The sequence below is a fragment of the Clostridium ljungdahlii DSM 13528 genome, assembly GCF_000143685.1.
GTDB lineage: Bacteria > Bacillota > Clostridia > Clostridiales > Clostridiaceae > Clostridium_B > Clostridium_B ljungdahlii.
In genome coordinates this window covers 4,084,041-4,108,219 of sequence record NC_014328.1, presented here as the reverse complement: position 1 = coordinate 4,108,219, position 24,179 = coordinate 4,084,041, and the positions used below count along the sequence as shown (strand labels likewise).

The following is a 24,179-nucleotide window of genomic DNA, read 5'->3' as shown; positions in this document are numbered from 1 at the left end:
AGGGAGGTAAAGTACAATTGATAACTCAAAATGATAAATTGGGAAAAAACTTTCTTATAATAATTATTTTTATGCTTATTTTTCCTATTTTGTTTTCAAGCATTTCAGTATTAATGCCATCATTTCATTTTTCACTGCCTAATATTCAATTTAAATCTTTAACAGATAATAAAATGTTACAAGGATTTTCAACAATTTTTTTAAGTATAATCTTGGAGGCATTTCCTTTTATAATGGTTGGAACAATATTGGCATCTATAATTCAAATATTTGTTACAGAAGAAACTTTAGCTAAGATAATACCTAAAAACAAGTTTTTAGGATTATTAAGTGCTGCTTTAATAGGATTAGTATTTCCTATATGTGATTGTGCAATTGTTCCTGTTGTAAGAAAATTAATAAAGAAAGGTATGCCGTTACATATAGGTATTACTTTTATGCTTTCCGTACCTATAATAAATCCAGTAGTACTTGCTTCAACTTACTACGCATTTTCAAATAATATTTACATAGTTATTATGCGCGGTGGGTTAGGTATTATTGGGGCAATGATTATTGGTAATGTAATTAGCATTATATGTGATAATAGTTCTGTATTAAAAAAAGTAGACATGGGTCTCCAATATCATCACAGGCATTATCATCAACATGATAGTACTTGTCAATGCGGATGTGGACATTCTCATTATAATTCAGGTAAAAAACATAATATAGGATTAACAATTATGGAAGTAGTGGATCATACAAATATAGAATTAAATGGTGTTGGAAAGTTTGTAATTATTGGTGCATTTCTATCTTCACTAATGCAAACAGTTGTACCAAGAAAATATATTTTATTAGTTGGACATGACAAAATATATTCTATACTTGTTATGATAGGTTTAGCATTTTTATTAGCAGTATGCTCTGAAACTGATGCATTTATTGCAAGAACATTTATTGGTCAATTTACTACAGGGTCTATAATAGCTTTTCTTATATTTGGACCAATGATTGATATAAAAAATACACTTATGTTAAGTGAAACTTTTAAAAGTAGCTTTATAATAAAACTGATTTTTGTAATTTTTACAGTTTGTTTTATTATAGGAGCATTAGTTAATTACTTGCCTTTTAATGGGGGATTGATATTGTGAAATTGAACAAAAGTGAATTTAAATGGTTTGTAATACTTATATGCTTTACTTATTATGTTTACAACTTACTTTCATCCGGGAAAATTTATCTTTATCTTAATCCTAAAATGATAAAATATGTTCGTTTTTCTTTCATTATTTTTCTTATACTCACTGTTTTTCAACTAAGAAGACTTTTTATACCTACACAAATGAATAAAAGAAAGGTTTATTTTTGTGTGTTTTTAGTTCCATTGTTTTTAGGTATTTACATAAATCCGAAGGGATTAAATGATGAACTTATTTCAAAAAAGGGTGAAGTAGTAATGAAAAATAGCATAAGTAAAAACATCTCAATTTCTAAAACTCAATCGAAAAGTATTCAGAAAGATACTCCAAAAGATAATATTTTAGTTGTTGATGGAAAAAATTTTACTCATATAGCAGATGATATTTGTTATAATAATCCAAACAAATATAAAGGTAAAGATATAGTTATAACAGGTTTTGTGTTTAGGGATGGTACAAATTCTAAAGATAAATTTCTAATTGCAAGATTAATGATGGTTTGCTGTGCTGCTGATACAGAGGTTACAGGATTAGTATGTAATTGGAATAAAGCTTCTACATTAAAAAATAACAAATGGGTTAAAATCACAGGAAAAATTGATGTAGAAACTGAAAATATTAACGGTGAAAAGTCCAGTACTCCTGTTATAAGAGTTGAATATGTAGATCCAGCTCAAAAGCCACAAAATCAATATATATATCCAGAATAACTTTAATACAAGGAAGAGAAGTAATAAAAAAGCCTATACATTTTATAATGCATGGGCTTTTATACTATAATAAATTGTAAAATATATGTTTCCTTTTATAGATTAGGATCTTTATCTTTTTGTTCTATGAACATCTCTGAGTATTCGTTATACTTTCCCGTAAAAACTGGATGGGTAAACCACATTCCCTTATTTCCAAGCATAATACTTAAAGGTTTAGCTTTTTCATAATCCATGTCTCCATCTTCATTAAAGAAATTATCATTTACTTCAAGACTTACTACCTTGCCTATAATTAATGAGTACTTTTCCCTTTTTATTTCTTCGACTAATTTACATTCTGCCCAAGCTAAACAACCTTCAATACCTGGAGCTTTAATTTCCTTAGATGCATGTACTTTTAGTTTTGAACATTCAAATTCATCTACTTGAGGAGGATAATTTTTCGAACAAGTCATTACTTCTTCAATCATATTTGTAGATGGAATATTAACCACAAATTCTTGAGTTTCTCTAATGTTTTCTAATGTATCACGTTTAATCCATGAAGCTAATACAATTTCATCTAAAGGTCTTAAAATAGAAGTAATATTAGACCATGGGGCAATATTGCAAATTTCATTTTCATCTTTTGTAGAAATTAATACTACTGGTTGAGGTAGTATTTGTTCTCTTTTATGAGCAGCTAAAAACATAAGTGTACCTCCTAAAAAATTTTTATATTAACCATCTTGTCTATCCCAATTGTATGGGATTTCATCATTATGAGGATGTACACGAAATTCATCAGGTTCATCATATTTATAAAGTTCTGTTGGAAGACCTAGTGTAATTGATGGTTGTGTTCCAATTGCTTTTAATCCATGGTAAACTCCTGGTGGTATAAGTATAAATAAAGGATTTCTTTCTCCAACAAAAAATTCATTTATTTCACCTTTTGTTGGAGAATTTTCTCTAGCATCATAAAGCACTATTTTTGCCATGCCAGAAATTACTGCTAATCTATCAACCTGAACAGAATGTATATGCCAACCTTTTACTACACCAGGATAACAAATTGATGTAATAAGTTGTCCAAATTTTCCACCTAAAAAATCTTCATCATCATTTCTAAAGATTTCTATTAAAGAGCCTCTTTCATCTGGATATACCTTCAATCTTTTGTACTTTACACCTTCAATAATATTATCTACCCACATTCCCTCTTCTTTCATTACTTTTGTTCTTGTTTTTTCCATAGCATTTGCCTCCTTTAAGTTTTTAGTAGTATTTATTTAAAATTTTCATATAATTGGCAATTATACTAAATTAAAAGAATTAGATACTTCAGAAAATATATTACTTATTTCATCTTCTAATTCTCCTAATTCTGATGATTTTCCTATAAGGTTAGTCCAAATAATATCATGAGAATAATTTAAACAGCCTATAATTGGTATATTACGATGTGTTAGTTCCTTATATAAAATTGGTTTTGTCTTATCATTTACTTTATTTAAAACTACTTTGAAGTTTTTTTGTGCTTCTTCTGCTAACTTTTTCCCTTTTTCAGCTAATAAAATTGACTCATATGAAGTATCTACTACCATTATTATTAGATCAGCACCTTCTAATACCCCTCTGCCAAAATGTTCAACTCCAGCATCAGTGTCCACTAAAACCCACTGATTATCTTCGATTACAAGTTCATTTAAAAATGAACGTGCAACTGCACCCATAGGGCAAGCACAACCTTCCATACTATGTTGAATTTTTCCTACACGAACTAATCCAATATTACCATTCCAATAAGAACATTGTGGTGGTAAGTTAGATAAGTTTAATTTTTTATCAAATATGGGTACAGCGCCTTTTGTGTTATTTCTCATTGCATTCATTAATTCTTCTACTATTTTTGTTCTTCCGCCTAAGTAATCAAGTAAACTTATATTTGGGGTTTCTAGTCCCAACATTGTTGCTAAACTAAGATTTGATTCATCTACATCAACAACTAAAACTTTATTACAGTTAGCACTTATTTGTTTTGATAATAAAGTGGTTAATGTACTTTTACCACAACCACCTTTACCGCTTATGATTATTTTTGGCATATACAATTCCTCCTTAAACTTAAGTTTTTTTGTAAATTTAATTTTGTAATGTATACTTATATGAATAGATAAAAAATGATAAATTATATAGATAAATTATGTGATATTTTTGTTTATTATTTTAAATAAGCAATATTCATTCCAATTTTTTAAAAAATTATATATATTTACTTAAAAATCTACAGAATTAGTTATTAATAAATATATTTAAATTAAATAATTATAGTATTTTATAAAAAATAATATAATTATTTATCATTTTGAAATTAATAAGTTTCATCTTGATATATTGTCTATAAATGAGAAGAAATAAATCTATAGATGTTTTCACATTGGCATTTGACAATAATTATGCATAGATGTATTATGAAAATGGCAAATGCCAATATATAAACAGTAATTAAATTTGTTACAAATAAAAAAATTAAGCCAGAAATTACATTAAAATTTTTGGCAACACTATAAATAATAATGGAGGAATGTTATTATGGAAAAAATTCAAGGAAATATGAAGTCATGTCTTCAACCTATGCCCAAAATATTAGTTTCTTGTAGGGATGTAAATGGTAAGAATAATGCACTAGCAGTAGCATACTGTTGTAACTGCAGTTATGACCCACCAATGATTATGGTAGGTATTGTTCCATCTAGATATTCTTATAAAATGATAAAAGAAACAGGTGTTTTTGTAGTAAATATTGTTACAAAAGAACAAAAAGAAATGTTTGAATATTTAGGTAGTCATAGCGGCAGAAATGAAGATAAATTTTCAAAACTTAATATTAAAGTTGACGAAGGAATAAAGGTAAATGCTCCTTTATTAGCAGATTGTCCTATAAACATAGAGTGTAAGGTAGAGGGATCTATAGTTACTGGTTCACATGAAATGTTTGCAGGAAAAATTGAATATGTTCATGCTGATAAAGAAATGATTAAAGATAACGGAGATATTGATTTTTCTAAAATTCAACTTCTTTAATTTACTTCTTTAATTTAAATGAGTTGGTGATTAAAATGAATTTTAAAATAGTAACTCTCATAGAAAATAACCCTGGTGTTGATCCAAAATTATATAATGAACATGGAGTATCACTTTACATAGAAGTAGATGAATTTAAAATTTTGTTTGATACTGGAAATGTGTCACTGTACAGGAGAAAAATCCATTAAAGAAATGAAACTTCAATTTAAAAAAAGATTCTTATATAACAACACAGGAAATGTAATTATCTAGATTTAATATTAAAAATATTAAAGGACAATATACAACTTTTTAGCAAAAGTTTTTTACTAAAAAGTTGTACATTGTCTCTAAAAAATTGCTTTTAAAGATTTTTATTATGATGTTTTAGACATCAATGTTAATCAAATTTCTTTCTCTAAAAAATACCCATTATAAAATGTTGAACGCCAAGAGAAATAAATGCTAAAACTACCCAGCATGTAAAGCCTAACACAATTGGTCTTACACCATTTTTAACAAGTTCCACAATATTACTATTTAATCCTACAGACACCATTGCCATTACAATTACAAATTTTCCAGCTTCGCATAAAAAATTAGTAAGTGCAGCTGGCAGAGGAATAAATGTGTTAATTATAGAGGCAGCTACAAATCCAAGTACAAACCAAGGGAATATTTTGCTAATGCTGTAAGATCCCTTTTTACCTTTTAATTCTTTTTTAGAAGTATAAATAGCAAGTACCAATGTAACTGGAACAATGGCCAGTGTTCTTGTAAGTTTTACTATAACTGCAAGATTACCTGCTGCATTACTGTAAGAATAGCCAGCAGCTACTACAGATGAAGTATCATTAACAGCTGTCCCAGCCCAAAGACCAAAGCATTGATTACTCATGCCAAGTAAATGCCCGAGAAATGGAAATAAAAAGGCTGCAATGGCATTAAAAAGAAATATGGTTGATATAGAATGGGCAACTTCTTGTTCATTTGCGTTAATAACAGGAGCTGTTGCTGCAATAGCTGAACCACCACATATGGAAGAACCAACGCCAATTAAGGTTGCCGTTTTCCCATTTATCTTTAATAATTTACCTACAATATAAGCAGTAATAAATGCTGCTGTTAGTGTGAAAGTCATTAAAAGAATTGTTTGTTTTCCTATTTTAAAAACATTAAAAAGATTCATGCCAAAACCCATAAGGATAATGGAGTATTGTAGTAATTTTTTTGCAGTATAGGTTATACCTTCATTAAAACAGTTTGGTCTTTTCCAAAATGCTAAAATCATTCCAAATAAAATTCCAAGCACAGGGCTTCCTATAATAGGAAAAGCATTTCCAAGTAGCCATGCTGGAATAGCTATAATTAGTGCAAGTATAATTCCTGATACTTTATTAGTTATTGTTTTCATAAGATTTCCCCCTATCTGCAATTCATAATACACCTTGACATTATATAAGTAAAATATTATTATTTAATGAATGTAATAAGTATATACTAATGTGTAAGGAGAATATTATGACTTTAAGACATTTTAAAATATTTGTTGCTGTATGTGACAAAATGAATATGACTAAGGCTTCTGAAACACTTTTTATGTCTCAGTCAGCAGTTAGTCAGGCAATTTCTGAACTTGAGAGTCACTATGGTATACGACTTTTTGAACGGCTTTCAAGAAAACTTTATCTGACTCAGGCAGGAGAAAAACTGATGAGTTATGCTAGGTATATTATCAAATTAAATACAGAATTAGAAAATGACATGAAAACTTTGTATAAAAATGGTGCTATACGCATTGGTGCAAGTGTTACTGTTGGAGCTTATGTTTTACCTAAATTTGTTTCACATTTTCAAAAAGTATATCCAGAAACTGATATACAAGTGTATGAAGAAAATACTACAGAAATTGAAAAAATGCTTCTTCACGATGAAATTGACATAGGTCTTGTAGAAGGAGAAACGACAAATTTGGATATTTTAAACAAACCATTTATGGATGATGAATTGATACTTATTTGTGGAGCTTGCCACAGATTTGCAAAACTTCCTTATGTGGAACCTTGCGAACTTCAAAAAGAAAAATTTATTATTCGTGAAAAAGGAAGTGGAACTCGTAAGACATTTGAAGATAAAATGATAGAAAATGAATTAACATGGAAGGCTTCCTGGATATGTAACAATACTGATACTATAAAAATTGCAGTTGCAGAAGGATTAGGAGTGTCAGTTATTTCTAGAAATTCAGTGATAAATGAATTATCCTCTGGTACCCTTTGCGAAATACCTGTTAAAGGTATTAAATTTAAGAGAAAGTTTAAAATCATATATCACAAAAATAAATATTTAACAAAGATAATGAAACGTTTTATAGATTTATGTACAATAAAGAAGTAAAGATATTAATGAATTTACAATGCACCATAATTGTGCATTGTGAACTGTGAATTATGAATTCATTTATATCGTAATTGTTAAAATCTTATATATTCGAAATTTGAGTAATAAAAAGAAATGGAGTGTAGATTATAATGTATGATTTTGAAAAAATGAGTATTCCTGAATTAGAAAAAAAACTTGCAGAACTTAAAGACTCTCTTGAAGATATAGAAGAAGAAAGATCACTTGTACTAGGACAGAGAGGCATTCATTTATCTAGTGCTACAGTAGGAAAATATGAAGCTGAGATAGAACAAATAAATAAACGCATTAATGAGTTAGAAGAATTATTGCGGAAAAAACGCTGTGATTGATATTTTGTTTTAAATAGAAAAATGATTATTATAATTGGCATTTGATAATAATTATAAATGGAGTTATTATATAAGTAGCAAATGCTAATTACAAATTTAGGAGATGATTTCATGTCAGAATGTAATTCATGCCCATCTAATGGGGGATGTGATAAGGATAAGCAGAAATGTATGATTGAAAATAATCCTTTAAACAAAGTGAAAAAAATTATTGGCGTTATGAGTGGAAAGGGTGGAGTAGGGAAATCTTCAATTTCAGTTCTTATTGCAAAACGTTTAAAGGAACTGGGATATAGCACAGGTATCTTAGATGCAGATATAACAGGGCCAAGTGTACCAAGGCTTGTTGGACTAAAGGATAAAAAAGTTATTTCAGATGGAGAACTAATGCATCCTGTAGATACAGATGATGGCATAAAGGTTATGTCTTTAAACTTATTAGTGGACAATGAAAATGATCCTGTCATTTGGAGAGGACCGATGATTGGGGGCGTAGTTAAACAATTTTGGACAGATGTACTATGGGGAGAACTTGATTATTTAGTTATTGATATGCCTCCAGGAACAAGTGATGTTGCACTGACAGTTATGCAGTCTATTCCTATAAATGGAATAGTTATGGTATCTGTTCCCCAGGATCTAGTTTCAATGATAGTTTCAAAAGCTGTAAATATGGCAAGGGCAATTAATATTGATGTATTAGGTGTTATTGAAAATATGAGCTATATAACTTGCCCGGATTGTAGTAAAAAAATAAAACTATTTAATGGAGAAAGCACAACTAAGTTTTTAGAAGAAATGAATTTGAAGCTTTTAGGAGAAATTCCTGTTTTAAATAGCGTAGGTAATTTATCAGATCCTACATATAAAAATGAAGATGAAGACCTTGAAAAGGTTTTTTATCCTATCGTTGATAACGTAATGAAGAGTTTAGACAAATAAAGACAAATACTTATAAATGAATTATAAATTACCCGTAACCGTTTTGTAGTTACGGGTAGATTTTTTAAGTATATTCTGATGGGGGTAATTTAAAACACAATAGTTTAAAGGGAGTTATGGGTATTTGAGAATAAATCTATTTTAGTAAAAGGCATTAGAGAATATGCCCATTATTAGGACCAGGAGTTAAAATGAATGTTTCTTTTACATTTACAATGACAGCACCTTTGGTTGTTAGGTTTATTTTAGATGTTATTGAATTTCCTTCTTCTAAAAGCTTTGAATCAATTGAATATGTTGCTGTACCTTTCAATTGATATCCTTCCAATGTTTCGTCATTGTATATAGTAATTGCAATTTGTGAATTCTTTTTAATATTTTCAATGGACTTTTTCATAAAAACATCGAAAAGGATAAGGTTGTCTTCATTATCCATCTTTTTAAAAAGAATAGGTACTGCATTAGGGGTTGTGTCCATTGTAGACATAATCCATGCTTTTGATTCGTTTAATAATTTTTTTACGTTTTCATCAAGTTTGTTCATAATATACACCTCACATCTAAAAATTGTAATTAATTTATATTCTTATTCCAGTAATTTAAATACTTACTAAAAATTTATATAAATTATTCAACTAATATGTTACAACAATTATTATATTTATCAAGTATGCACTTTTTTGTAACAATACTAACATAAAAGTAACCATTGAAGGGAGGTTTTTACATGAAATATAGATGCCCTATTGAGACTACATTATCATTAATAAGTGGAAAGTGGAAAATACTCATACTAAAAGAATTAATAAAAGGACCTGTACGTTATGGATTGTTAAATAGAAAAATCTCAGGTATAAGTGCTAAAGTTTTAACTCAGGAATTGAGGGAAATGGAGCAAGATGGTCTTATAGTACGTAAAGTATATGCAGAAATTCCATCCCGTGTTGAATATAGTTTAAGCGAAATGGGTACAAGCATGTTGGATATATTGAAGGCAATGAGAGATTGGTCACTCAATAACGATGTTGTTCATCCTATTAAATGTTTTAAATGTAAGCAATGTGAATCTTTAGACAATAAAAATGATATTAAATAATTAATTTATAAAAATATAGGTTATTGGCATTTGACAATAATAAATATTAGTGATACTATGAAAATAGCAAATGCCAATAACATAACTGAGATATGAGTTTATTTTACAATATAGTTCATATCTATAGCAAAAGTATAATTGAAGATTTGGAGGGATAGTGATGAAAATAGCAATTTCATCAGCAGGAAAAAATGCTGAAGATTTACTTGATAGTAGGTTTGGAAGGTGCAAGTACTTTCAAATTCATGACACTGAAAGTGGAGAAGTTAAAATCATAGAAAACAAAGGTCAAAGTTCAAGCGGAGGAGCAGGTATTGCTGCATCTAATCAATTAATAGATGAGAAAGTAAATGCTATTATTACGGGTAATCTTGGTCCTAATGCATTTGAGCTTGTTGAAAAATCAGGAATCAAAGCTTATAAGTGCAGTAGTATAGATATAAACTCAGTTCTTCAGAAGTATAAAAATAATGAACTTGAAGAAATAAAAACTTCTGGTCCAGCACACCATTGAAGAATTTATTAAGTTGGAGATGAGTGTATAGTGAATATAGCAGTACTTAGTGGAAAAGGAGGAACAGGAAAAACTACAGTATCTACTAATCTTGCTCTTGCTTTAAAGGCAAACTATGTAGATTGTGATGTAGAAGAACCAAATGGTTTTCTGTTCTTAAAACCTAAAGTAGATGTAGTAAAATCAGTGAAAGTAGAATATCCAATAATAGATGCTTGTAAATGCACTGCCTGTGGTGCTTGTGCAAATGCATGTCAATTTAATGCCCTTGCAAAAGTGAAAGATGATCTTTTCCTTTTCCAAAAGTTGTGTCATGGCTGTGGTGCTTGTGAAATTGTATGTAAATACAATGCTGTAACTTATGGTAAAAGAGAAATAGGGAAAATTGAAAAAGGAACATCAAGAGATATAAAATGCAGTAGAGGAATTTTAAATATAAGTGAACCTATGGCAGTACCTGTTATTAAAGAGTTACTTGAGAATTTGTCAGGAGAAGTTAATTTAATTGATTGTCCACCTGGAACTTCCTGTAATGTAATAAATACTTTAAAATATGCTGATGCTGCAGTGCTCGTTACAGAACCTTCAGAGTTTGGACTTCATGATTTAAAAATGGCGGTAGAACTTGTAAAAATGTATAACATACCTTTTGGTATAGTTATAAATAAAGATGATAAAAAGGACAATATAATAAAAAAATATTGTAAAGAACAAAAGATTATGTTGCTAGGTACTATTGACTATAGTAAAGATATAGCAATACTTTATTCTAAGGGCCAAATATTATATGATGATTTACATCACAAATCAATATTTGATAAACTCTCACAGAAGATAAGGGAGGTGTTAGCTTGGAATTAGTAGTTGTAAGTGGAAAAGGTGGAACAGGAAAAACTACTATTGCAACAGCATTAGCTGAAATTGCAAAAGATGTAATAAGGATAGATTGCGATGTAGATGCCCCAAATCTTTACATGTTTTATAAAGGAAAAGATATAGAAAAAAAAGGTTTTATAGGTGGAAAAAAGGCTTCTATAAATGAATCTATGTGTAAAAAATGTGGCAAATGTGAAACCGTATGTAAATTTCAAGCTATAATAGACTTTAAAGTAGATTTATTTGAATGTGAAGGTTGTGGTGCATGTACATTAGTATGTCCTCATAATGCTGTAGAATTAAAAGATCAAAATGTAGCAAATACTTTTATTACTGAGTTAGATAAAGGAATAATTTCAAGATCAGAAATGAAAATAGGGGCTGATGGGTCAGGAAAATTAGTAAACTATTTAAGAAAAAATGGGAAAAAGTTTAATTGTAATAATAAGCTAACTATAGTAGATGGATCACCTGGTATTGGATGTCCTGTAATATCTTCTGTAGCAGGTAGTGATGCAGTGTTAGTCGTTACAGAGCCTACAAAATCAGGCCTTGAAGATTTAACAAGAGTAGTAAATTTATGTAAACATTTTGAAATTTTTACTATGGTATGTATAAATAAATATGATATAAATGAAGAAATAGCTAAAAAAATAGAAAACTTTGTATTTTTGGAAAATTTAGAGTTAGTAGGTAAAATTCCTTATGATGATACTGTTATGAAGTCCATAAATGAATTAAAACCTATAACTTTTTATAAGGAAAGTATGGCAGAAAAAGCTATTGAAGATATGTGGAATACTATAAAAAGCTTTTTCTAAATTGTTAGCGTTAAGTATAAAATTATAAATTATCAATTAAAATATAAGGAGGAAGTTTAAATGAAAATAGCAATTGCAAGTGATGGAAAGTATGTAAGTGGACATTTTGGACATTGTGAAGGTTTTACAATATATGATGTAGAGAATGGAAAGGCATCTCAGGGACAATTTACTGCAAATCCAGGACATAGACCAGGATATCTTCCAGTTTTTTTAAAAGGGTTAAATGTAAATGTAATTATTGCAGGAGGTATGGGAGAAACAGCACAACAGTTATTTAATGAAAATGAAATTAAGGTAATAGTTGGTGCACAAGGTTTATGTGATGATATGGTACAAAAATACATTAAGGGTGAATTAAAATCAACAGGAAGTATTTGTGAGGAACATAAATACGAAGGACATTGTAACGAATAATTTTAAAGGATGTTTTAATGAATAATGATTTAATGTCTTTAAAAAAAATTATAGAGAAGAGAGGATATAGATTTACCGCAGGCAGAAGCAAAATACTGGAAGTCATCTTAGATAGTAATACACATTTAAATGTAAAAGAAATATATGAAAAAGTAAAAGGAAAGCATATAGGATCTGCTACAGTGTATAGAGCTTTACGATTATTTAATGAATTAGGAATAGTAAAAGAAATAAATATCAATGGAATAAGTTACTATGAAATGAAAATATTTAGTAGAAAACCCCTGCATATGCATTTTAAATGTTTTAATTGTAATAGTATAATAGATATAAATAGTCAAAGTTTAGACTTTGACTATTTGAGACTAAATAAAAAAATAGAAGCAGAAAATGATTTAGAAATATATGATTTAAATATTATGTTTATAGGATTATGTAGTAAATGCAGGGAGGAGTTAAAATGCCAAGGCCAACAAAGTTTAGAAGAGTAGAGTTTTTCCCGGAAAATACTTATTTTGTACCCTGGGGAAAACATAAGTGTGAAATTGAGGAAATTGTTTTAAAGGTAGAAGAACTTGAGGCGATGAGGTTAAAGGATATTGAAGAATTAAATCAAGAAGAATGTGCTCAAAAAATGCAGGTATCCAGGCAAACATTTCAAAATATCATAGATAGTGCCAGAAAAAAAGTAGCTGTAGCATTAACAGAGGGAAATGCCATAAGAATAAATGGAGGTAACTATACTACAACCTACTGTAAATTTAAGTGTTTACATTGCGGTAACGTATATGAAATAAAATATGAGCAAGATAGATATACTTGTCCTATTTGTGGTTCAGAAAAAGTTATATGCAATAAAAAGGCGAAATTCTGTGGAAAATGGTGTAGAAATATGAAGAGTGATAATAACGTCTAATTATGGAAAAACTATTTGAAAGTATTGCAAATAAGATTAAAAATGCTATAATTAAAATAGCATATGACAAAAATTGGAGGAAAAGTTTATGAAAATAGCATTACCTAATAACGGAAATATGGTTAACCAACATTTTGGTATGAGTCAGAGTTTTGTAATTGTGACTGTTGAGAACAATAAAATTGGAAATGTTGAAGAAGTATCTACAGTTCAGTTAGCTCATCAACATGAGGGCCTTGCAAATTTACTAGTAAAACATAATGTTGATTTAGTAATAACTGGAGGCATTGGTGGAGGAGCTTTGATGGGATTACAGCAGTGTGGTCTCAAAGTAATAAAAGGAGCATCTGGAGAATACAGAGATGTTGTTCAAAGTTATATTGATGGAAAATTAGAAGATAAAAATGAGCTTTGCAATCATCATTGCGAACACTAAACAAAAATAGAGTCTCTAAACAAAAGATCAACTTATCTAGAGTATAAGTTGATCTTTTGTTTAGAGACTTTTTAAGAAAAAATTGAGGAATAGTCTATCCAGTAGCAGATACAACAGTAAAATTCAAATAAAGTTTTATAAAAGCAGGAAAGATGGGTTCTAATATAGAATAACATAAATATAAATATTTACTAAGATGTAGAAAGAGGTGTTTGGTATGGCAAAAACTAAAATATTAATACCTTTAGATGGAACTGACAGGAGTATGCATTCTCTTGACTTATTAAAAAAAATGTTTAAGAAAGATGAAGTAGAAGTTACACTCATGAATATTTCAGAAATAGTTATAGTAAATGATATGGTGATTACAGATAAAGTTGATAGAGCACGTGAAACAGGGGAACTTGTTTTAGATAGGGCAGAAAAAGAACTCCAGGGATATACTGTAAACAAGTTTTTTGATTTTGGATATGCTGGAGATGAAATATTAAAAAAAGCTTCCCAGGATAATTTCGACATTATAATAATGACTAAGTCCACTAAAAAGGGTTTAGCTAGAATGGTCGGTTCTGTTACTAGTAAAGTTGTTAAAAATTCACCAAAGATAGTCATAATAGTTCCAGAATAGTTTAATTTAGCATTTGGATTAAATTCCCATATGTTTGTTAAATATATACCAAACTAGTATAGATATTTTTAAAATACTGTACTTAAACAGTAGTAATTTACGTAAAAAAATTTTTTGATTTTTTTAAAAAAGTCCTTTTCAAGTTGTACATTATTATGGTAATATGTAATTGAAGAAGTTGTGTAGTAATATTGTAAACGTTTCTTAATTTATTTTCATCCATGTAGTGCTTAAAAAACCAAAATATGTCACACGCAATTGCATATTTCAAACAATAATATTTATTTTCTCGTTAAATTCACAAATAATTTATTAATAATATCAATAACCAAGATTATACTTAAATGGATGTTTATTTTTTAACATTTTTTATAGTAAATATATTTATTTTATGTAGTAAAAAGGTTATAATTATAATTGTATTTATTACAATTAATTAAAATAAAAAAATAGGGTTTTAGGTAAAATTAAGTTATTTTAAGAAGTAATTACAACAAAAATTGAAGTTATTTCTTTAAGGAGGGAATTATTAAAATGGAAGAAAAAGCAAAATCAATTGATCAGGCTACTTTACAATTATTGGACAAGGCAAAACAAGATGGGGTCGAAACAGTTTGGGATAGAAAAGCAGACATGAAGGTACAGTGTGGATTTGGATCAGCAGGAGTTTGCTGTAGAAATTGTAGTATGGGCCCATGTAGAGTAAGTCCAGTGCCAGGAAAAGGTGTAGAAAGAGGTATATGTGGTGCGACAGCAGATGTAATTGTATCTAGGAATTTTGCAAGAATGGTTGCAGCAGGTACTGCAGCACATTCAGATCATGGTAGAAGTATAGCACTTAGTTTGTATCACACTAGTAAAGATGGAGATATAAAAGTTAAAGATGAAGATAAATTAAAAAAATCTGCAAAAAGATTTAATGTTGAAACTGAAGGCAGAGACATATATGATATAGCTCATGATGTAGCTAAAGAAGGATTAAGTAATTATGGTAAGCAGATTGGAGAAGTTAATTTACCACCTTCCTTACCAGAGAAGAGAAAAGAATTGTGGAGAAAATTAGGTGTATTTCCAAGAGCAGTTGATAGAGAAATAGCTGGAGTTATGCATTCAACACACATAGGATGTAATGCAGATGCAGAAGCTATGATTAAAATGTCTATGAGATGTTCACTAACTGATGGATGGATGGGTTCATTCATGGGAACAGAATTCAGTGATATAATGTTTGGAACACCTCATTCCGTTGATACAGAGGCAAATCTTGGAGTACTTGAAAAGAATTCTGTAAATGTAGTTTTACACGGACATGAACAACTTCTTTCAGAAATGATAGTAGAAGCAGCATCAGATCCAGAACTAATTGAACTTGCTAAATCAGTAGGTGCTGATGGAATAAACTTATGTGGAATGTGCTGTACTGGAAATGAAGTTTCTATGAGACATGGAATTAAAATAGCAGGAAACTTTATGCAGCAGGAATTGGCTGTAGTTACAGGAGCAGTAGATGGACTTATAGTTGATGTACAGTGTATTATGCCAGCACTAGCAAAATTGTCCAAGTCATATCATACTAAGTTTATAACAACTTCACCAAAGGCACACATCACAGATTCAATTTATATGGAATTTGATGAAGAAAACCCACTTGATTCAGCTAAAAAGATTTTAAAGGAAGCAATATTAAACTTTAAAAATAGAGATCAGAGTAAAGTAATGATTCCTGAATTGAAATCAAAGGCAATTTTGGGATATAGTGTTGAAGAAATTATAAATAAATTAGACAAGGTTGTAAATACACAAATAGGACCAATGCAAACTGTAAAACCTTTGGCAGATGTTTTAGTATCAGGAGTATTAAGAGGTGCTGCAGCTGTAGTTGGATGTAATAATCCTAAAGTTGTACAAGATTCTGCACACATTGAAACTATAAAGGGATTAATAAAGAATGATGTAATTGTTGTTGTTACAGGTTGTGCAGCTCAAGCAGCAGCAAAATATGGCTTATTGCAAAAAGAAGCAGCAGAAAAGTATGCAGGACCAGGACTAGCTACTGTATGTAAGCTTGTAGACATACCACCAGTACTTCATATGGGTTCTTGTGTTGATATAAGCCGTATATTAGACTTAGTTGGAAGAGTAGCTAATCTTCTTGGAACCGATATGAGTGACCTTCCAGTTGCAGGTGTAGCACCAGAATGGATGTCAGAAAAAGCTGTAGCAATAGGTACTTATGTAGTAACTTCAGGTATAGATACTTGGCTTGGAGTAGCACCTCCAGTAACAGGTGGTCCAGAAGTTGTTGACATTCTTACTAATAAGATGGAAGATTGGGTAGGAGCAAAATTCTTTATAGAAACAGATCCTAAAAAAGCAGTTGAACAAATTGTAAATAGAATGAATGAAAAACGTAAAAAGTTAGGTATATAAGAATAAAGACAAGCAATTGCCATGCCAAAGTTAAAATGGCTTAAAAGCTAATTTTAACTTTGCATGGCTCAATATGATATAAAAATATGTTCTCAAAATGATATGAAGCCAAGAATACATATCATTTTGAGAAGAATTTTAATTTATAGATGGTATAATGTAGAATAAAACTTATAATTTATCTACAAATACATAAATTATAAGGGAATATATTTGCAGGTAAAAGTATATATTAAATTTGTGTTTTAAATAAATTATATAAAATGGTTGTTCAAAATGGGAGGGACTACATATGAAAATGAAAATGGCTATAACAGGTAAAGGTGGTGTAGGTAAAACTACATTTTCAGCGATAATGAGTAGAATATATGCAGAAGAAGGATATAATGTTTTAGCTGTGGATGCAGATCCTGATCCCAATTTGGCATTAGCATTAGGATTTCCAAAAGAGATAGCAGATGAGATTGTTCCAATTTCAGAAATGAAAAAGTTAGTAGCAGAGAGAACAAATTCTACTCCAGGATCCTTTGGAAAAATGTTTAAAATAAATCCTAAAGTTGATGATATACCAGAAAGATATTGCAAGGAATACAAAGGTGTAAGACTTTTAACTATGGGAACAGTTGATACAGGCGGAACAGGTTGTTTCTGCCCGGAAAATGTTTTGCTTAAAAAACTCACGTCACATTTAATGCTCCAAAACAAAGATATCGTCATAATGGATATGGAAGCAGGTATTGAACATTTAGGAAGGGGAACAGCACAAGGTGTAGATGTATTTATTGTTGTTGTAGAACCTGGAATAAGAAGTATACAGACGTTCAAGCATGTGAAAAAATTAGCTAAGGATATAGGAATAGAAAAGATATTTGTGGTAGCAAATAAAATTAGAAATAAGAAGGACGAAGAATTTGTATTGGAAAATGTAGATGAAAAAGAATGTCTTGGATTTATACATTATAGTGACACAGTTGGAAGTTCTGATAGAGTCAATCAATCTCCTTACGATTCCAATGAGGAAACTGTTAAGGAGGTAAAAAATATAAAACAAAAATTAGAAATGGGGGTTTTTTAAATGACTTATAAATCAGACATCGAAATAGCTCAAGAATGCACAATGAAGGACATTAAGGAAATTGCAAAGAAATTAAATATTTCCGAAGATGATATTGAATTGTATGGTAAATACAAAGCAAAGGTAAATTACAACTTGTTAAAGACTACACCTGGTAAGAATGGAAAACTTATATTATGTACAGCTATAAACCCAACACCTGCTGGAGAAGGAAAAACTACTACAGCAATAGGTGTAGCAGATGCATTAAATAGAATGGGAAAATCTGTTGTTGTTGCACTTAGAGAACCATCTATGGGGCCTGTATTTGGTATAAAAGGTGGAGCTGCCGGAGGTGGATATGCTCAAGTAGTACCTATGGAAGACATAAACCTACACTTTACAGGTGATATACATGCACTCACTGCTGCTAACAATTTACTTGCAGCAATGATAGATAATCATATATATCAAGGCAATAAACTTAACATAGACCCAAGAAGAATTGCTTGGAGAAGATGTGTAGACATGAACGACAGACAGCTCAGGTTTGTAGTCGATGGATTAGGTGGAAAAGCCAATGGTACACCTAGAGAAGATGGATTTGATATAACAGTTGCTTCAGAAATAATGGCTATATTCTGTTTATCAAGTGACATAATTGATTTAAAGAACAGAATTGCTAAAATAGTTGTAGGATACACTAGAGATGGCAAGCCTGTAACAGCTCATGATTTAAAAGCTGAAGGAGCTATGGCAGCACTTCTTAAAGATGCATTAAAACCAAATCTAGTACAAACTCTTGAAGGAACACCAGCATTTGTACACGGCGGACCATTTGCAAATATAGCTCATGGTTGTAACTCAATAATGGCTACTAGAATGGCTCTTCACTTTGGTGATTATGTAGTTACGGAGGCAGGTTTCGGTGCTGACCTAGGTGCTGAAAAATTCTTAGATATCAAGTGCAGAATGGCAGGATTAAAACCAGATGCAGTAATAATAGTTGCTACAGTTAGAGCATTGAAATATAATGGCGGAGTTCCAAAGGCTGATTTAAATAATGAAAACTTAGGAGCTCTTGAAAAAGGACTTCCAAATTTATTAAAGCATGTAGAGAATATAACTAAGGTATATAAATTACCAGCAGTAGTTGCATTAAATGCATTCCCTACAGATACACAGGCAGAATTAAAATTAGTAGAAGATAAATGTAAAGAATTAGGTGTAAATGTAAAATTATCAGAAGTTTGGGCTAAAGGCGGCGAAGGTGGAATAGAAGTTGCCAAAGAAGTGCTTAGACTTATAAAAGAAGAGAAAAATGACTTCCAGTTTGCTTATGATGAAAAATTACCAATCAGAGATAAAATAAGAGCAGTAGCTCAAAAGATATATGGTGCTGATGATGTTACTTTTACAAATCAGGCAGACAAAGAAATTGATGAGCTTGAAAAATTAGGATTTGGTAAAACACCAGTATGTATAGCAAAGACCCAATACTCCTTAACTGATGACCAAACTAAACTTGGAAGACCAACAGGATTTAATATTACAGTAAGACAGGTTACAATTTCTGCTGGAGCAGGTTTTGTAGTTGCAGTAACTGGTTCAATAATGAAGATGCCAGGTCTTGGAAAAGTTCCATCTGCTGAAAAAATAGATGTAGATGAAAATGGAGTAATAAGCGGATTATTCTAAAAACATTTAGGAGGAAACAATATGAAATTAGCAGATAAAAGTTGCACAGATTTTATAGAAGTTCTTGCATCTAAAGCTGCAACTCCTGGTGGAGGCGGAGGATCAGCTATTACAGGTGCTATAGGAATGGCACTTGGAGGCATGGTATGTAACCTTACAATAGGAAAGAAAAAGTATGCACAGTATGATGAAAAGGTAAAAGGCATACTTAAAAGATCTGATGAGCTTCAAGCAGAGCTTTTAAAGATGATGGATGCAGATGCAGAATGTTTTCTGCCTCTTTCAAAGGCTTATGGAATGCCAAAAGACACTGAAGAGCAGAAAAAAATAAAAGAAGAAACTCTAGAAAAGTGTCTAAAACAAGCATGTAGTGTTCCAGTAAGTATTGTTAAACAAGCTTATGAAGCAATAAAACTCCATGAGGCACTTGTAGATAACTGCTCCAAACTTGCAATAAGTGATGTTGGTGTAGGAGTTCAGTGTCTAAGAGCTGCTATTATTGGAGCACAGCTTAATGTCATAATCAACATAAATTCTATTAAAGATCAGGAATATGTTAAAAAGGTAAAAGCAGAGACGGAACCTTTAGTTGAAGAAGGCATTAAGATTGCAGATAAGGTATATGAAAAAGTAGTTAGTGCACTTTCCAAATAAAATTATTATTCTCCAGAAGAAATTTTAATTTCTTCTGGAGGCACTTGTAAATTAGTTTAGTATGGTACAGATAGCTAATTTTAATATGAAGGAGATATAAGTATGGGTCAAATAATTAAAGGTAAACCAGTGGCAGATGCTATAAGTGAGGCTTTAACTAAAGAAGTTAATGATTTAAAGGTAAAGGGTATTACTCCAAAGCTTACATTAGTAAGAGTTGGAGCAAACGGAAGTGACCTTGCTTATGAAAAAGGAGCTCTAAAAAAGTGCGAAAAAATTGGAATAGAGGCAGTCGTTAAAGAGCTACCAGCAGATATATCACAGGACAAGTTTATTGAAGAATTGAAAAAAATAAATGCGGACAAGACTGTAAATGCAATAATGGTATTCAGACCATTTCCTAAGCAGTTAGATGAAAGTGTTATAAAATATATAATCGCCCCTGAGAAAGATGTAGATTGCTTTAGTCCTGTAAATGTTGCTAAATTAATGGAAAAAGATATGACAGGATTTGCACCTTGTACACCATCTGCGGTTATAGAAATCCTTAAGCATTATAAAGTTCCTATGAAGGGAAAAAATGCAGTTATAGTAGGAAGATCTATGGTAGTTGGAAAACCAGCGTGCATGCTGCTTTTAAATGAAAATGCTACAGTTACCGTATGCCATTCAAAAACTACTGATATGCCAAAGGTTTGTTCCCAGGCAGACATACTGGTAGTAGGCATAGGAAAAGCTAAAATGATAGATTCAAAATATGTAAAAGATGGTGCCGTAGTTATAGATGTAGGCATAAATGTAGATGAAAGTGGAAAGTTATGTGGAGATGTAGATACAGAAGACTGTGAAGCAAAAGCTTCAATGATAACGCCAGTTCCTGGAGGAGTAGGTTCAGTTACGTCATCTATACTTGCACAGCATATTGTAAAAGCATGTAAATTACAAAATAACCTATAAACCTGTGAAATAAATGGAGGAATAAATATGATTATTTCAGAAAAAAAATCTTTTGATGAATTATTGGACTACCTTAAAGACAGTGAAAAAGTAATAATCACAGGATGTTCTTTATGCGCAACTACTTGTAAAGTAGGCGGAGAAGAAGAAGTATTAGCAATGAAAGCCAAGTTAGAAGAACAAGGCAAAAAAGTTTTAGGATACAAAATACTTGATCCTTCCTGCAATCTTTTAAAAACAAGAAAAGATTTAAAGTCCTTAAAAGCTGAATTGAAAGAAGCAGATGCAGTAGTATCCCTAGCTTGTGGTGATGGAACTCAAACTGTGGCCAAGTTAGTAAAGATTCCCGTTTATCCAGGTAATAACACTATGTTTATAGGTGAAGTAGAAAGAGTTGGACAATATGCAGAAGCTTGTAAAGCTTGTGGAAATTGCCAGCTTGGATGGACAGGGGGAATATGTCCAATTACAATGTGTGCAAAGGGACTTTTGAATGGACCTTGTGGTGGTGCAAGAGATGGTAAATGTGAAGTTGATCCTGAAAATGATTGTGCTTGGATATTAATATACAATAAATTAAAAGAACTAGGACAGCTCGATAATTTGACAGAATTAAGAAAGCCAAGAGATTATCAAATAAGTGCTCATCCTAGAAAAATAAATTTAAATGCTAAGTAATAATCAGAAGGGGGATTAAAAAATGAGCTTATTGAAGGAAGCTTTTGAAAAGGGAGAGTTTGCAATTACAGCTGAAATGGCACCTCCAAAGGGAACGGATCTTTCTCATTTAATTGAATGTGCCAAAAAGATAAAAGGAAGAGTTCAGGGAGTTAATGTAACGGATTTTCAGTCTGCTACATTAAAAGCTACATCTTTAGCTACTTGTAAAGTATTAAAAGATGCAGGATTAGAACCTGTATTTCAAATAACAGGAAGAGATAGAAACAGAATAGCAATTCAAGGAGAATTGTTATCTGCAGGTGTTTTTGAAATTGAAAATGTTTTAGCTCTTACTGGAGATTATACTGCTACAGGAGATCACCCTGGTGCAAAGCCAGTTTATGATCTAGATAGTGTTGGGATATTACAGGTGGCAAGTATTTTAAATGGTGGAAAAGACATGGGTGGAACTGATTTAAAAGGGAAACCAGATTTCTTTTTAGGGGCCTGTGTTACACCTAGATATGATCCGTTAGAGCTTCAAGTTATAAAGATGAAAAAGAAAATTAAAGCTGGAGCTAAATTCTTTCAAACTCAAGCTGTTTATGATATGGAAACTTTAAAGAAATTCAAAGAAGAGACTAAAGCTCAAGGTGTAGATGCTAAAGTTATGGTAGGCATAATACCTTTAAAGTCAGCTGGTATGGCTAAATACATGAATAAAAACGTACCTGGTATATTCGTACCTGATGAACTTATAGATAGAATGAAGAATGCTGAGGATAAAGTTCAAGAAGGCATAAAGATAGCAGGAGAATTTATAAAGGCCGTAAAAGAATCAGGACTTTGCGATGGAGTTCATATAATGGCAATTGGTGCGGAAGAAAATGTGCCATTAATATTGGATGAAGCAGGATTATAAAAATATATAGGATTAAAAAATAAGGGGCGATTAGGAATGAAATTAGTTGTAATTGGTGGAGGACCAGGAGGATATGTAGCTGCACTGCAAGCTGCAATTTTAGGAGCAGATGTTACTGTAGTTGAGAAGAAAGCTGTAGGAGGAACTTGCTTAAATGTAGGATGTATACCTACAAAAGCATTACTTGCTTCCACAGATGTTTTAAGCGTAATAAAAGGAGCATCAAAATTTGGAATTAATGTTGAAGGTGAAGCAAAACCTGATTTTGATGCAATTATGAAGAGAAAAGATAAAGTAGTAGATCAACTTGTAAAAGGCATAGAATATATGTTTGAACATAGAGGGGTAAAGCTTATAAGGGGAACAGGAAAACTTATAAGCAATAAAGAGGTAGAGGTTACAAAGCAGGATGGATCTAAAGAATCCATAACGGCAGATAAAATTATACTTGCTACTGGTTCTGTACCTGTTACACCTGGAGTATTCAAGTATGATGGTAAAAAGGTTATAACTTCAGATGAAGTTTTGAATTTAGAGAAACTTCCAAAGTCAATGATACTAGTTGGTGGAGGTCCTATAGGATGTGAAATAGGATTCTTCCTGAATAGTATGGGAGTAGAAGTTAAGGTAGTTGAAGCTCTTCCACATCTTGCACCACTTGAAGATGAAGATGTTGCAAAACAACTTCAGAGAATTTTCAAACAGCATAAGATTAAATACTTTGTAGGTGATGGTATAACTAGTGTAGAAGTTAAAGGTGATACGGTAACTGCTACATTGGGAAGCGGAAAAGTTTTAGAGGCTGAAACACTTCTTATAGCAGTTGGAAGAAGAGCTTATGCTGAAGGTTTAGGTTTGGATGATATAGGTATTGAAAAAGATCAAAAAGGAAGAATAATTGTAAATGAATATTTAGAAACTAATGTAGAGGGAGTTTATGCAATAGGTGATTTAATTCCTACTGCTGCTCTTGCACATGTAGCTGAAAGAGAAGGTATTGTAGCTGTTCAAAATGCAGTTTTAGATAAAAAGAAGAAGATGAGTTACAAAGCAGTACCTGGTTGTACATTTGTAGAACCAGAAATAGCTTCTGTAGGTATGAAAGAAAAAGATGCTGAAAAAGCAGGAATCCAGTACAAGGTTGGAAAATTTGACTTTAGAGGACTTGGAAAAGCTCAAGCTATGGGTAAATTACAAGGATTTGTAAAGATTATTACAGACGAAAAGGACGTAATAATTGGAGCTGCTATTGTAGGTGATAGAGCAACAGATATGATTTCAGAACTAGGTGTTGCTTGTGAGCTTGGTTTAACAGCAGAACGAGTTGGTGAAGTTATTCATCCACATCCAACTTTATCTGAGGCAATGATGGAAGCTCTTCATGATGTACACAAACAATGTGTTCATTCTGTTGATTAAATTGTTTAATGTGTATAGGGCTATCGTGCCCTATACAT

At 31.0% G+C, this 24,179-nt stretch carries 29 protein-coding genes; 24 read left to right on the top strand and 5 right to left on the bottom strand.

The annotated features are described in order from the left end of the window. Positions 1-17 precede the first annotated feature (17 nt). Positions 18-1,139: a permease gene (locus CLJU_RS18650; protein ID WP_013240391.1), complete on the top strand. Its 1,122-nt coding sequence runs from the start codon at positions 18-20 to the stop codon at positions 1,137-1,139. Further along, positions 1,136-1,897 carry a TIGR03943 family putative permease subunit gene (locus CLJU_RS18645; protein WP_013240390.1) on the top strand — a complete coding sequence of 254 codons (762 nt, stop codon included), beginning with the start codon at positions 1,136-1,138 and terminating at the stop codon, positions 1,895-1,897. Before CLJU_RS18650 ends, CLJU_RS18645 begins: the two co-directional genes overlap by 4 nt. A 95-nt stretch (positions 1,898-1,992) precedes the next feature. Here CLJU_RS18645 and CLJU_RS18640 read toward each other — a convergent pair whose 3' ends face one another. From CLJU_RS18640 to CLJU_RS18630, 3 genes are read right to left on the bottom strand one after another with little or no spacing between them, the layout of a single operon-like run. Beyond that, a complete protein-coding gene (locus CLJU_RS18640) occupies positions 1,993-2,592 on the bottom strand; it encodes a flavin reductase family protein (protein ID WP_013240389.1) in 600 nt (199 codons plus the stop codon). A 27-nt stretch (positions 2,593-2,619) separates the two neighbouring features. After that, positions 2,620-3,135, bottom strand: a complete 516-nt coding sequence (locus CLJU_RS18635; protein WP_013240388.1) for a polysaccharide biosynthesis C-terminal domain-containing protein — start codon at positions 3,133-3,135, stop codon at positions 2,620-2,622. Positions 3,136-3,195: 60 nt separating this feature from the next. Continuing rightward, entirely contained in the window at positions 3,196-3,987 is a 792-nt protein-coding gene (locus tag CLJU_RS18630) for an ATP-binding protein (protein ID WP_013240387.1), read from the bottom strand. A gap of 487 nt (positions 3,988-4,474) precedes the next feature. Between CLJU_RS18630 and CLJU_RS18625 the strand changes: the two genes are divergently transcribed. Both CLJU_RS18625 and CLJU_RS22690 read left to right on the top strand, forming a co-directional pair. Next, complete coding sequence (locus CLJU_RS18625) at positions 4,475-4,966, top strand: flavin reductase family protein (RefSeq protein ID WP_013240386.1); 492 nt, start codon at positions 4,475-4,477, stop codon at positions 4,964-4,966. A gap of 35 nt (positions 4,967-5,001) precedes the next feature. Continuing rightward, entirely contained in the window at positions 5,002-5,157 is a 156-nt protein-coding gene (locus CLJU_RS22690; RefSeq protein ID WP_156496168.1) for a hypothetical protein, read from the top strand. Between the two features lie 209 nt (positions 5,158-5,366). Here CLJU_RS22690 and CLJU_RS18620 read toward each other — a convergent pair whose 3' ends face one another. Continuing rightward, complete coding sequence (locus tag CLJU_RS18620; protein WP_013240385.1) at positions 5,367-6,362, bottom strand: YeiH family protein; 996 nt, start codon at positions 6,360-6,362, stop codon at positions 5,367-5,369. 107 nt (positions 6,363-6,469) lie between these two features. Here CLJU_RS18620 and CLJU_RS18615 point away from each other — a divergent pair, with 107 nt between their 5' ends. The 3 genes from CLJU_RS18615 to CLJU_RS18605 all read left to right on the top strand — a co-directional run bounded on the left by CLJU_RS18615 (position 6,470) and on the right by CLJU_RS18605 (position 8,643). Further along, positions 6,470-7,345: a LysR family transcriptional regulator gene (locus tag CLJU_RS18615; protein ID WP_013240384.1), complete on the top strand. Its 876-nt coding sequence runs from the start codon at positions 6,470-6,472 to the stop codon at positions 7,343-7,345. 134 nt (positions 7,346-7,479) lie between these two features. Beyond that, positions 7,480-7,701: a hypothetical protein gene (locus CLJU_RS18610; protein ID WP_013240383.1), complete on the top strand. Its 222-nt coding sequence runs from the start codon at positions 7,480-7,482 to the stop codon at positions 7,699-7,701. 111 nt (positions 7,702-7,812) lie between these two features. Next, positions 7,813-8,643, top strand: coding sequence for an Mrp/NBP35 family ATP-binding protein (locus CLJU_RS18605; RefSeq protein WP_013240382.1), 831 nt, complete (start codon positions 7,813-7,815; stop codon positions 8,641-8,643). A 154-nt stretch (positions 8,644-8,797) separates the two neighbouring features. Here the strand turns inward: CLJU_RS18605 and CLJU_RS18600 are convergent, their stop codons facing one another. After that, positions 8,798-9,187 (bottom strand): pyridoxamine 5'-phosphate oxidase family protein, encoded by a 390-nt coding sequence (locus CLJU_RS18600; RefSeq protein WP_013240381.1) that lies wholly within the window; start codon positions 9,185-9,187, stop codon positions 8,798-8,800. A gap of 183 nt (positions 9,188-9,370) precedes the next feature. Between CLJU_RS18600 and CLJU_RS18595 the strand changes: the two genes are divergently transcribed. From CLJU_RS18595 to lpdA, 17 genes are all read left to right on the top strand, one after another. Continuing rightward, positions 9,371-9,739 (top strand): winged helix-turn-helix transcriptional regulator, encoded by a 369-nt coding sequence (locus CLJU_RS18595; protein ID WP_013240380.1) that lies wholly within the window; start codon positions 9,371-9,373, stop codon positions 9,737-9,739. A gap of 160 nt (positions 9,740-9,899) precedes the next feature. Further along, a complete protein-coding gene (locus tag CLJU_RS18590; protein WP_013240379.1) occupies positions 9,900-10,253 on the top strand; it encodes a NifB/NifX family molybdenum-iron cluster-binding protein in 354 nt (117 codons plus the stop codon). A gap of 30 nt (positions 10,254-10,283) precedes the next feature. Further along, positions 10,284-11,114, top strand: a complete 831-nt coding sequence (locus tag CLJU_RS18585) for a P-loop NTPase (protein WP_013240378.1) — start codon at positions 10,284-10,286, stop codon at positions 11,112-11,114. Then, the gene (locus CLJU_RS18580) at positions 11,105-11,950 is read left to right on the top strand and encodes an ATP-binding protein (protein WP_013240377.1); all 846 of its coding nucleotides are present in this window, start codon (positions 11,105-11,107) and stop codon (positions 11,948-11,950) included. The genes CLJU_RS18585 and CLJU_RS18580 overlap by 10 nt, the downstream gene beginning before the upstream one ends. Before the next feature lie 60 nt (positions 11,951-12,010). Beyond that, positions 12,011-12,367, top strand: coding sequence for a NifB/NifX family molybdenum-iron cluster-binding protein (locus tag CLJU_RS18575; RefSeq protein WP_013240376.1), 357 nt, complete (start codon positions 12,011-12,013; stop codon positions 12,365-12,367). A gap of 17 nt (positions 12,368-12,384) precedes the next feature. Further along, complete coding sequence (locus tag CLJU_RS18570) at positions 12,385-12,858, top strand: Fur family transcriptional regulator (protein ID WP_013240375.1); 474 nt, start codon at positions 12,385-12,387, stop codon at positions 12,856-12,858. Continuing rightward, complete coding sequence (locus tag CLJU_RS18565) at positions 12,828-13,283, top strand: DUF134 domain-containing protein (protein WP_041705212.1); 456 nt, start codon at positions 12,828-12,830, stop codon at positions 13,281-13,283. The genes CLJU_RS18570 and CLJU_RS18565 overlap by 31 nt, the downstream gene beginning before the upstream one ends. Before the next feature lie 88 nt (positions 13,284-13,371). Beyond that, positions 13,372-13,719 carry a NifB/NifX family molybdenum-iron cluster-binding protein gene (locus CLJU_RS18560; RefSeq protein WP_013240373.1) on the top strand — a complete coding sequence of 116 codons (348 nt, stop codon included), beginning with the start codon at positions 13,372-13,374 and terminating at the stop codon, positions 13,717-13,719. A 217-nt stretch (positions 13,720-13,936) separates the two neighbouring features. Continuing rightward, positions 13,937-14,347, top strand: coding sequence for a universal stress protein (locus CLJU_RS18555; protein ID WP_013240372.1), 411 nt, complete (start codon positions 13,937-13,939; stop codon positions 14,345-14,347). Positions 14,348-14,881: 534 nt separating this feature from the next. Then, the gene (cooS, locus tag CLJU_RS18550) at positions 14,882-16,777 is read left to right on the top strand and encodes an anaerobic carbon-monoxide dehydrogenase catalytic subunit (protein WP_013240371.1); all 1,896 of its coding nucleotides are present in this window, start codon (positions 14,882-14,884) and stop codon (positions 16,775-16,777) included. Positions 16,778-17,075: 298 nt separating this feature from the next. Continuing rightward, positions 17,076-17,852, top strand: a complete 777-nt coding sequence (locus tag CLJU_RS18545; RefSeq protein ID WP_029170176.1) for an ATP-binding protein — start codon at positions 17,076-17,078, stop codon at positions 17,850-17,852. Next, complete coding sequence (locus tag CLJU_RS18540; protein WP_013240369.1) at positions 17,853-19,529, top strand: formate--tetrahydrofolate ligase; 1,677 nt, start codon at positions 17,853-17,855, stop codon at positions 19,527-19,529. A 21-nt stretch (positions 19,530-19,550) separates the two neighbouring features. After that, on the top strand, positions 19,551-20,183 hold the full coding sequence (locus tag CLJU_RS18535; protein WP_013240368.1) for a cyclodeaminase/cyclohydrolase family protein: 633 nt from the start codon (positions 19,551-19,553) through the stop codon (positions 20,181-20,183). A 102-nt stretch (positions 20,184-20,285) separates the two neighbouring features. Next, positions 20,286-21,140, top strand: coding sequence for a bifunctional 5,10-methylenetetrahydrofolate dehydrogenase/5,10-methenyltetrahydrofolate cyclohydrolase (locus CLJU_RS18530; RefSeq protein WP_013240367.1), 855 nt, complete (start codon positions 20,286-20,288; stop codon positions 21,138-21,140). Positions 21,141-21,167: 27 nt separating this feature from the next. Further along, positions 21,168-21,818 (top strand): methylenetetrahydrofolate reductase C-terminal domain-containing protein, encoded by a 651-nt coding sequence (locus CLJU_RS18525; protein WP_013240366.1) that lies wholly within the window; start codon positions 21,168-21,170, stop codon positions 21,816-21,818. 22 nt (positions 21,819-21,840) lie between these two features. Next, positions 21,841-22,722, top strand: coding sequence for a methylenetetrahydrofolate reductase (locus CLJU_RS18520; RefSeq protein WP_013240365.1), 882 nt, complete (start codon positions 21,841-21,843; stop codon positions 22,720-22,722). A 36-nt stretch (positions 22,723-22,758) separates the two neighbouring features. Next, on the top strand, positions 22,759-24,141 hold the full coding sequence (gene lpdA, locus CLJU_RS18515) for a dihydrolipoyl dehydrogenase (protein ID WP_013240364.1): 1,383 nt from the start codon (positions 22,759-22,761) through the stop codon (positions 24,139-24,141). Positions 24,142-24,179: the final 38 nt, after the last annotated feature.

Bases quoted from the DNA above. Each gene is read 5' to 3' on its own strand.
- CLJU_RS18640 (WP_013240389.1), bottom strand. From the start codon at position 2,592: ATGTTTTTAGCTGCTCATAAAAGAGAACAAATACTACCTCAACCAGTA.
- CLJU_RS18635 (WP_013240388.1), bottom strand. From the start codon at position 3,135: ATGGAAAAAACAAGAACAAAAGTAATGAAAGAAGAGGGAATGTGGGTA.
- CLJU_RS18630 (WP_013240387.1), bottom strand. From the start codon at position 3,987: ATGCCAAAAATAATCATAAGCGGTAAAGGTGGTTGTGGTAAAAGTACA.
- CLJU_RS18625 (WP_013240386.1), top strand. From the start codon at position 4,475: ATGGAAAAAATTCAAGGAAATATGAAGTCATGTCTTCAACCTATGCCC.
- CLJU_RS22690 (WP_156496168.1), top strand. From the start codon at position 5,002: ATGAATTTTAAAATAGTAACTCTCATAGAAAATAACCCTGGTGTTGAT.
- CLJU_RS18620 (WP_013240385.1), bottom strand. From the start codon at position 6,362: ATGAAAACAATAACTAATAAAGTATCAGGAATTATACTTGCACTAATT.
- CLJU_RS18615 (WP_013240384.1), top strand. From the start codon at position 6,470: ATGACTTTAAGACATTTTAAAATATTTGTTGCTGTATGTGACAAAATG.
- CLJU_RS18610 (WP_013240383.1), top strand. From the start codon at position 7,480: ATGTATGATTTTGAAAAAATGAGTATTCCTGAATTAGAAAAAAAACTT.
- CLJU_RS18605 (WP_013240382.1), top strand. From the start codon at position 7,813: ATGTCAGAATGTAATTCATGCCCATCTAATGGGGGATGTGATAAGGAT.
- CLJU_RS18600 (WP_013240381.1), bottom strand. From the start codon at position 9,187: ATGAACAAACTTGATGAAAACGTAAAAAAATTATTAAACGAATCAAAA.
- CLJU_RS18595 (WP_013240380.1), top strand. From the start codon at position 9,371: ATGAAATATAGATGCCCTATTGAGACTACATTATCATTAATAAGTGGA.
- CLJU_RS18590 (WP_013240379.1), top strand. From the start codon at position 9,900: ATGAAAATAGCAATTTCATCAGCAGGAAAAAATGCTGAAGATTTACTT.
- CLJU_RS18575 (WP_013240376.1), top strand. From the start codon at position 12,011: ATGAAAATAGCAATTGCAAGTGATGGAAAGTATGTAAGTGGACATTTT.
- CLJU_RS18570 (WP_013240375.1), top strand. From the start codon at position 12,385: ATGAATAATGATTTAATGTCTTTAAAAAAAATTATAGAGAAGAGAGGA.
- CLJU_RS18565 (WP_041705212.1), top strand. From the start codon at position 12,828: ATGCCAAGGCCAACAAAGTTTAGAAGAGTAGAGTTTTTCCCGGAAAAT.
- CLJU_RS18560 (WP_013240373.1), top strand. From the start codon at position 13,372: ATGAAAATAGCATTACCTAATAACGGAAATATGGTTAACCAACATTTT.
- CLJU_RS18555 (WP_013240372.1), top strand. From the start codon at position 13,937: ATGGCAAAAACTAAAATATTAATACCTTTAGATGGAACTGACAGGAGT.
- cooS (WP_013240371.1), top strand. From the start codon at position 14,882: ATGGAAGAAAAAGCAAAATCAATTGATCAGGCTACTTTACAATTATTG.
- CLJU_RS18545 (WP_029170176.1), top strand. From the start codon at position 17,076: ATGAAAATGGCTATAACAGGTAAAGGTGGTGTAGGTAAAACTACATTT.
- CLJU_RS18540 (WP_013240369.1), top strand. From the start codon at position 17,853: ATGACTTATAAATCAGACATCGAAATAGCTCAAGAATGCACAATGAAG.
- CLJU_RS18535 (WP_013240368.1), top strand. From the start codon at position 19,551: ATGAAATTAGCAGATAAAAGTTGCACAGATTTTATAGAAGTTCTTGCA.
- CLJU_RS18530 (WP_013240367.1), top strand. From the start codon at position 20,286: ATGGGTCAAATAATTAAAGGTAAACCAGTGGCAGATGCTATAAGTGAG.
- CLJU_RS18525 (WP_013240366.1), top strand. From the start codon at position 21,168: ATGATTATTTCAGAAAAAAAATCTTTTGATGAATTATTGGACTACCTT.
- CLJU_RS18520 (WP_013240365.1), top strand. From the start codon at position 21,841: ATGAGCTTATTGAAGGAAGCTTTTGAAAAGGGAGAGTTTGCAATTACA.
- lpdA (WP_013240364.1), top strand. From the start codon at position 22,759: ATGAAATTAGTTGTAATTGGTGGAGGACCAGGAGGATATGTAGCTGCA.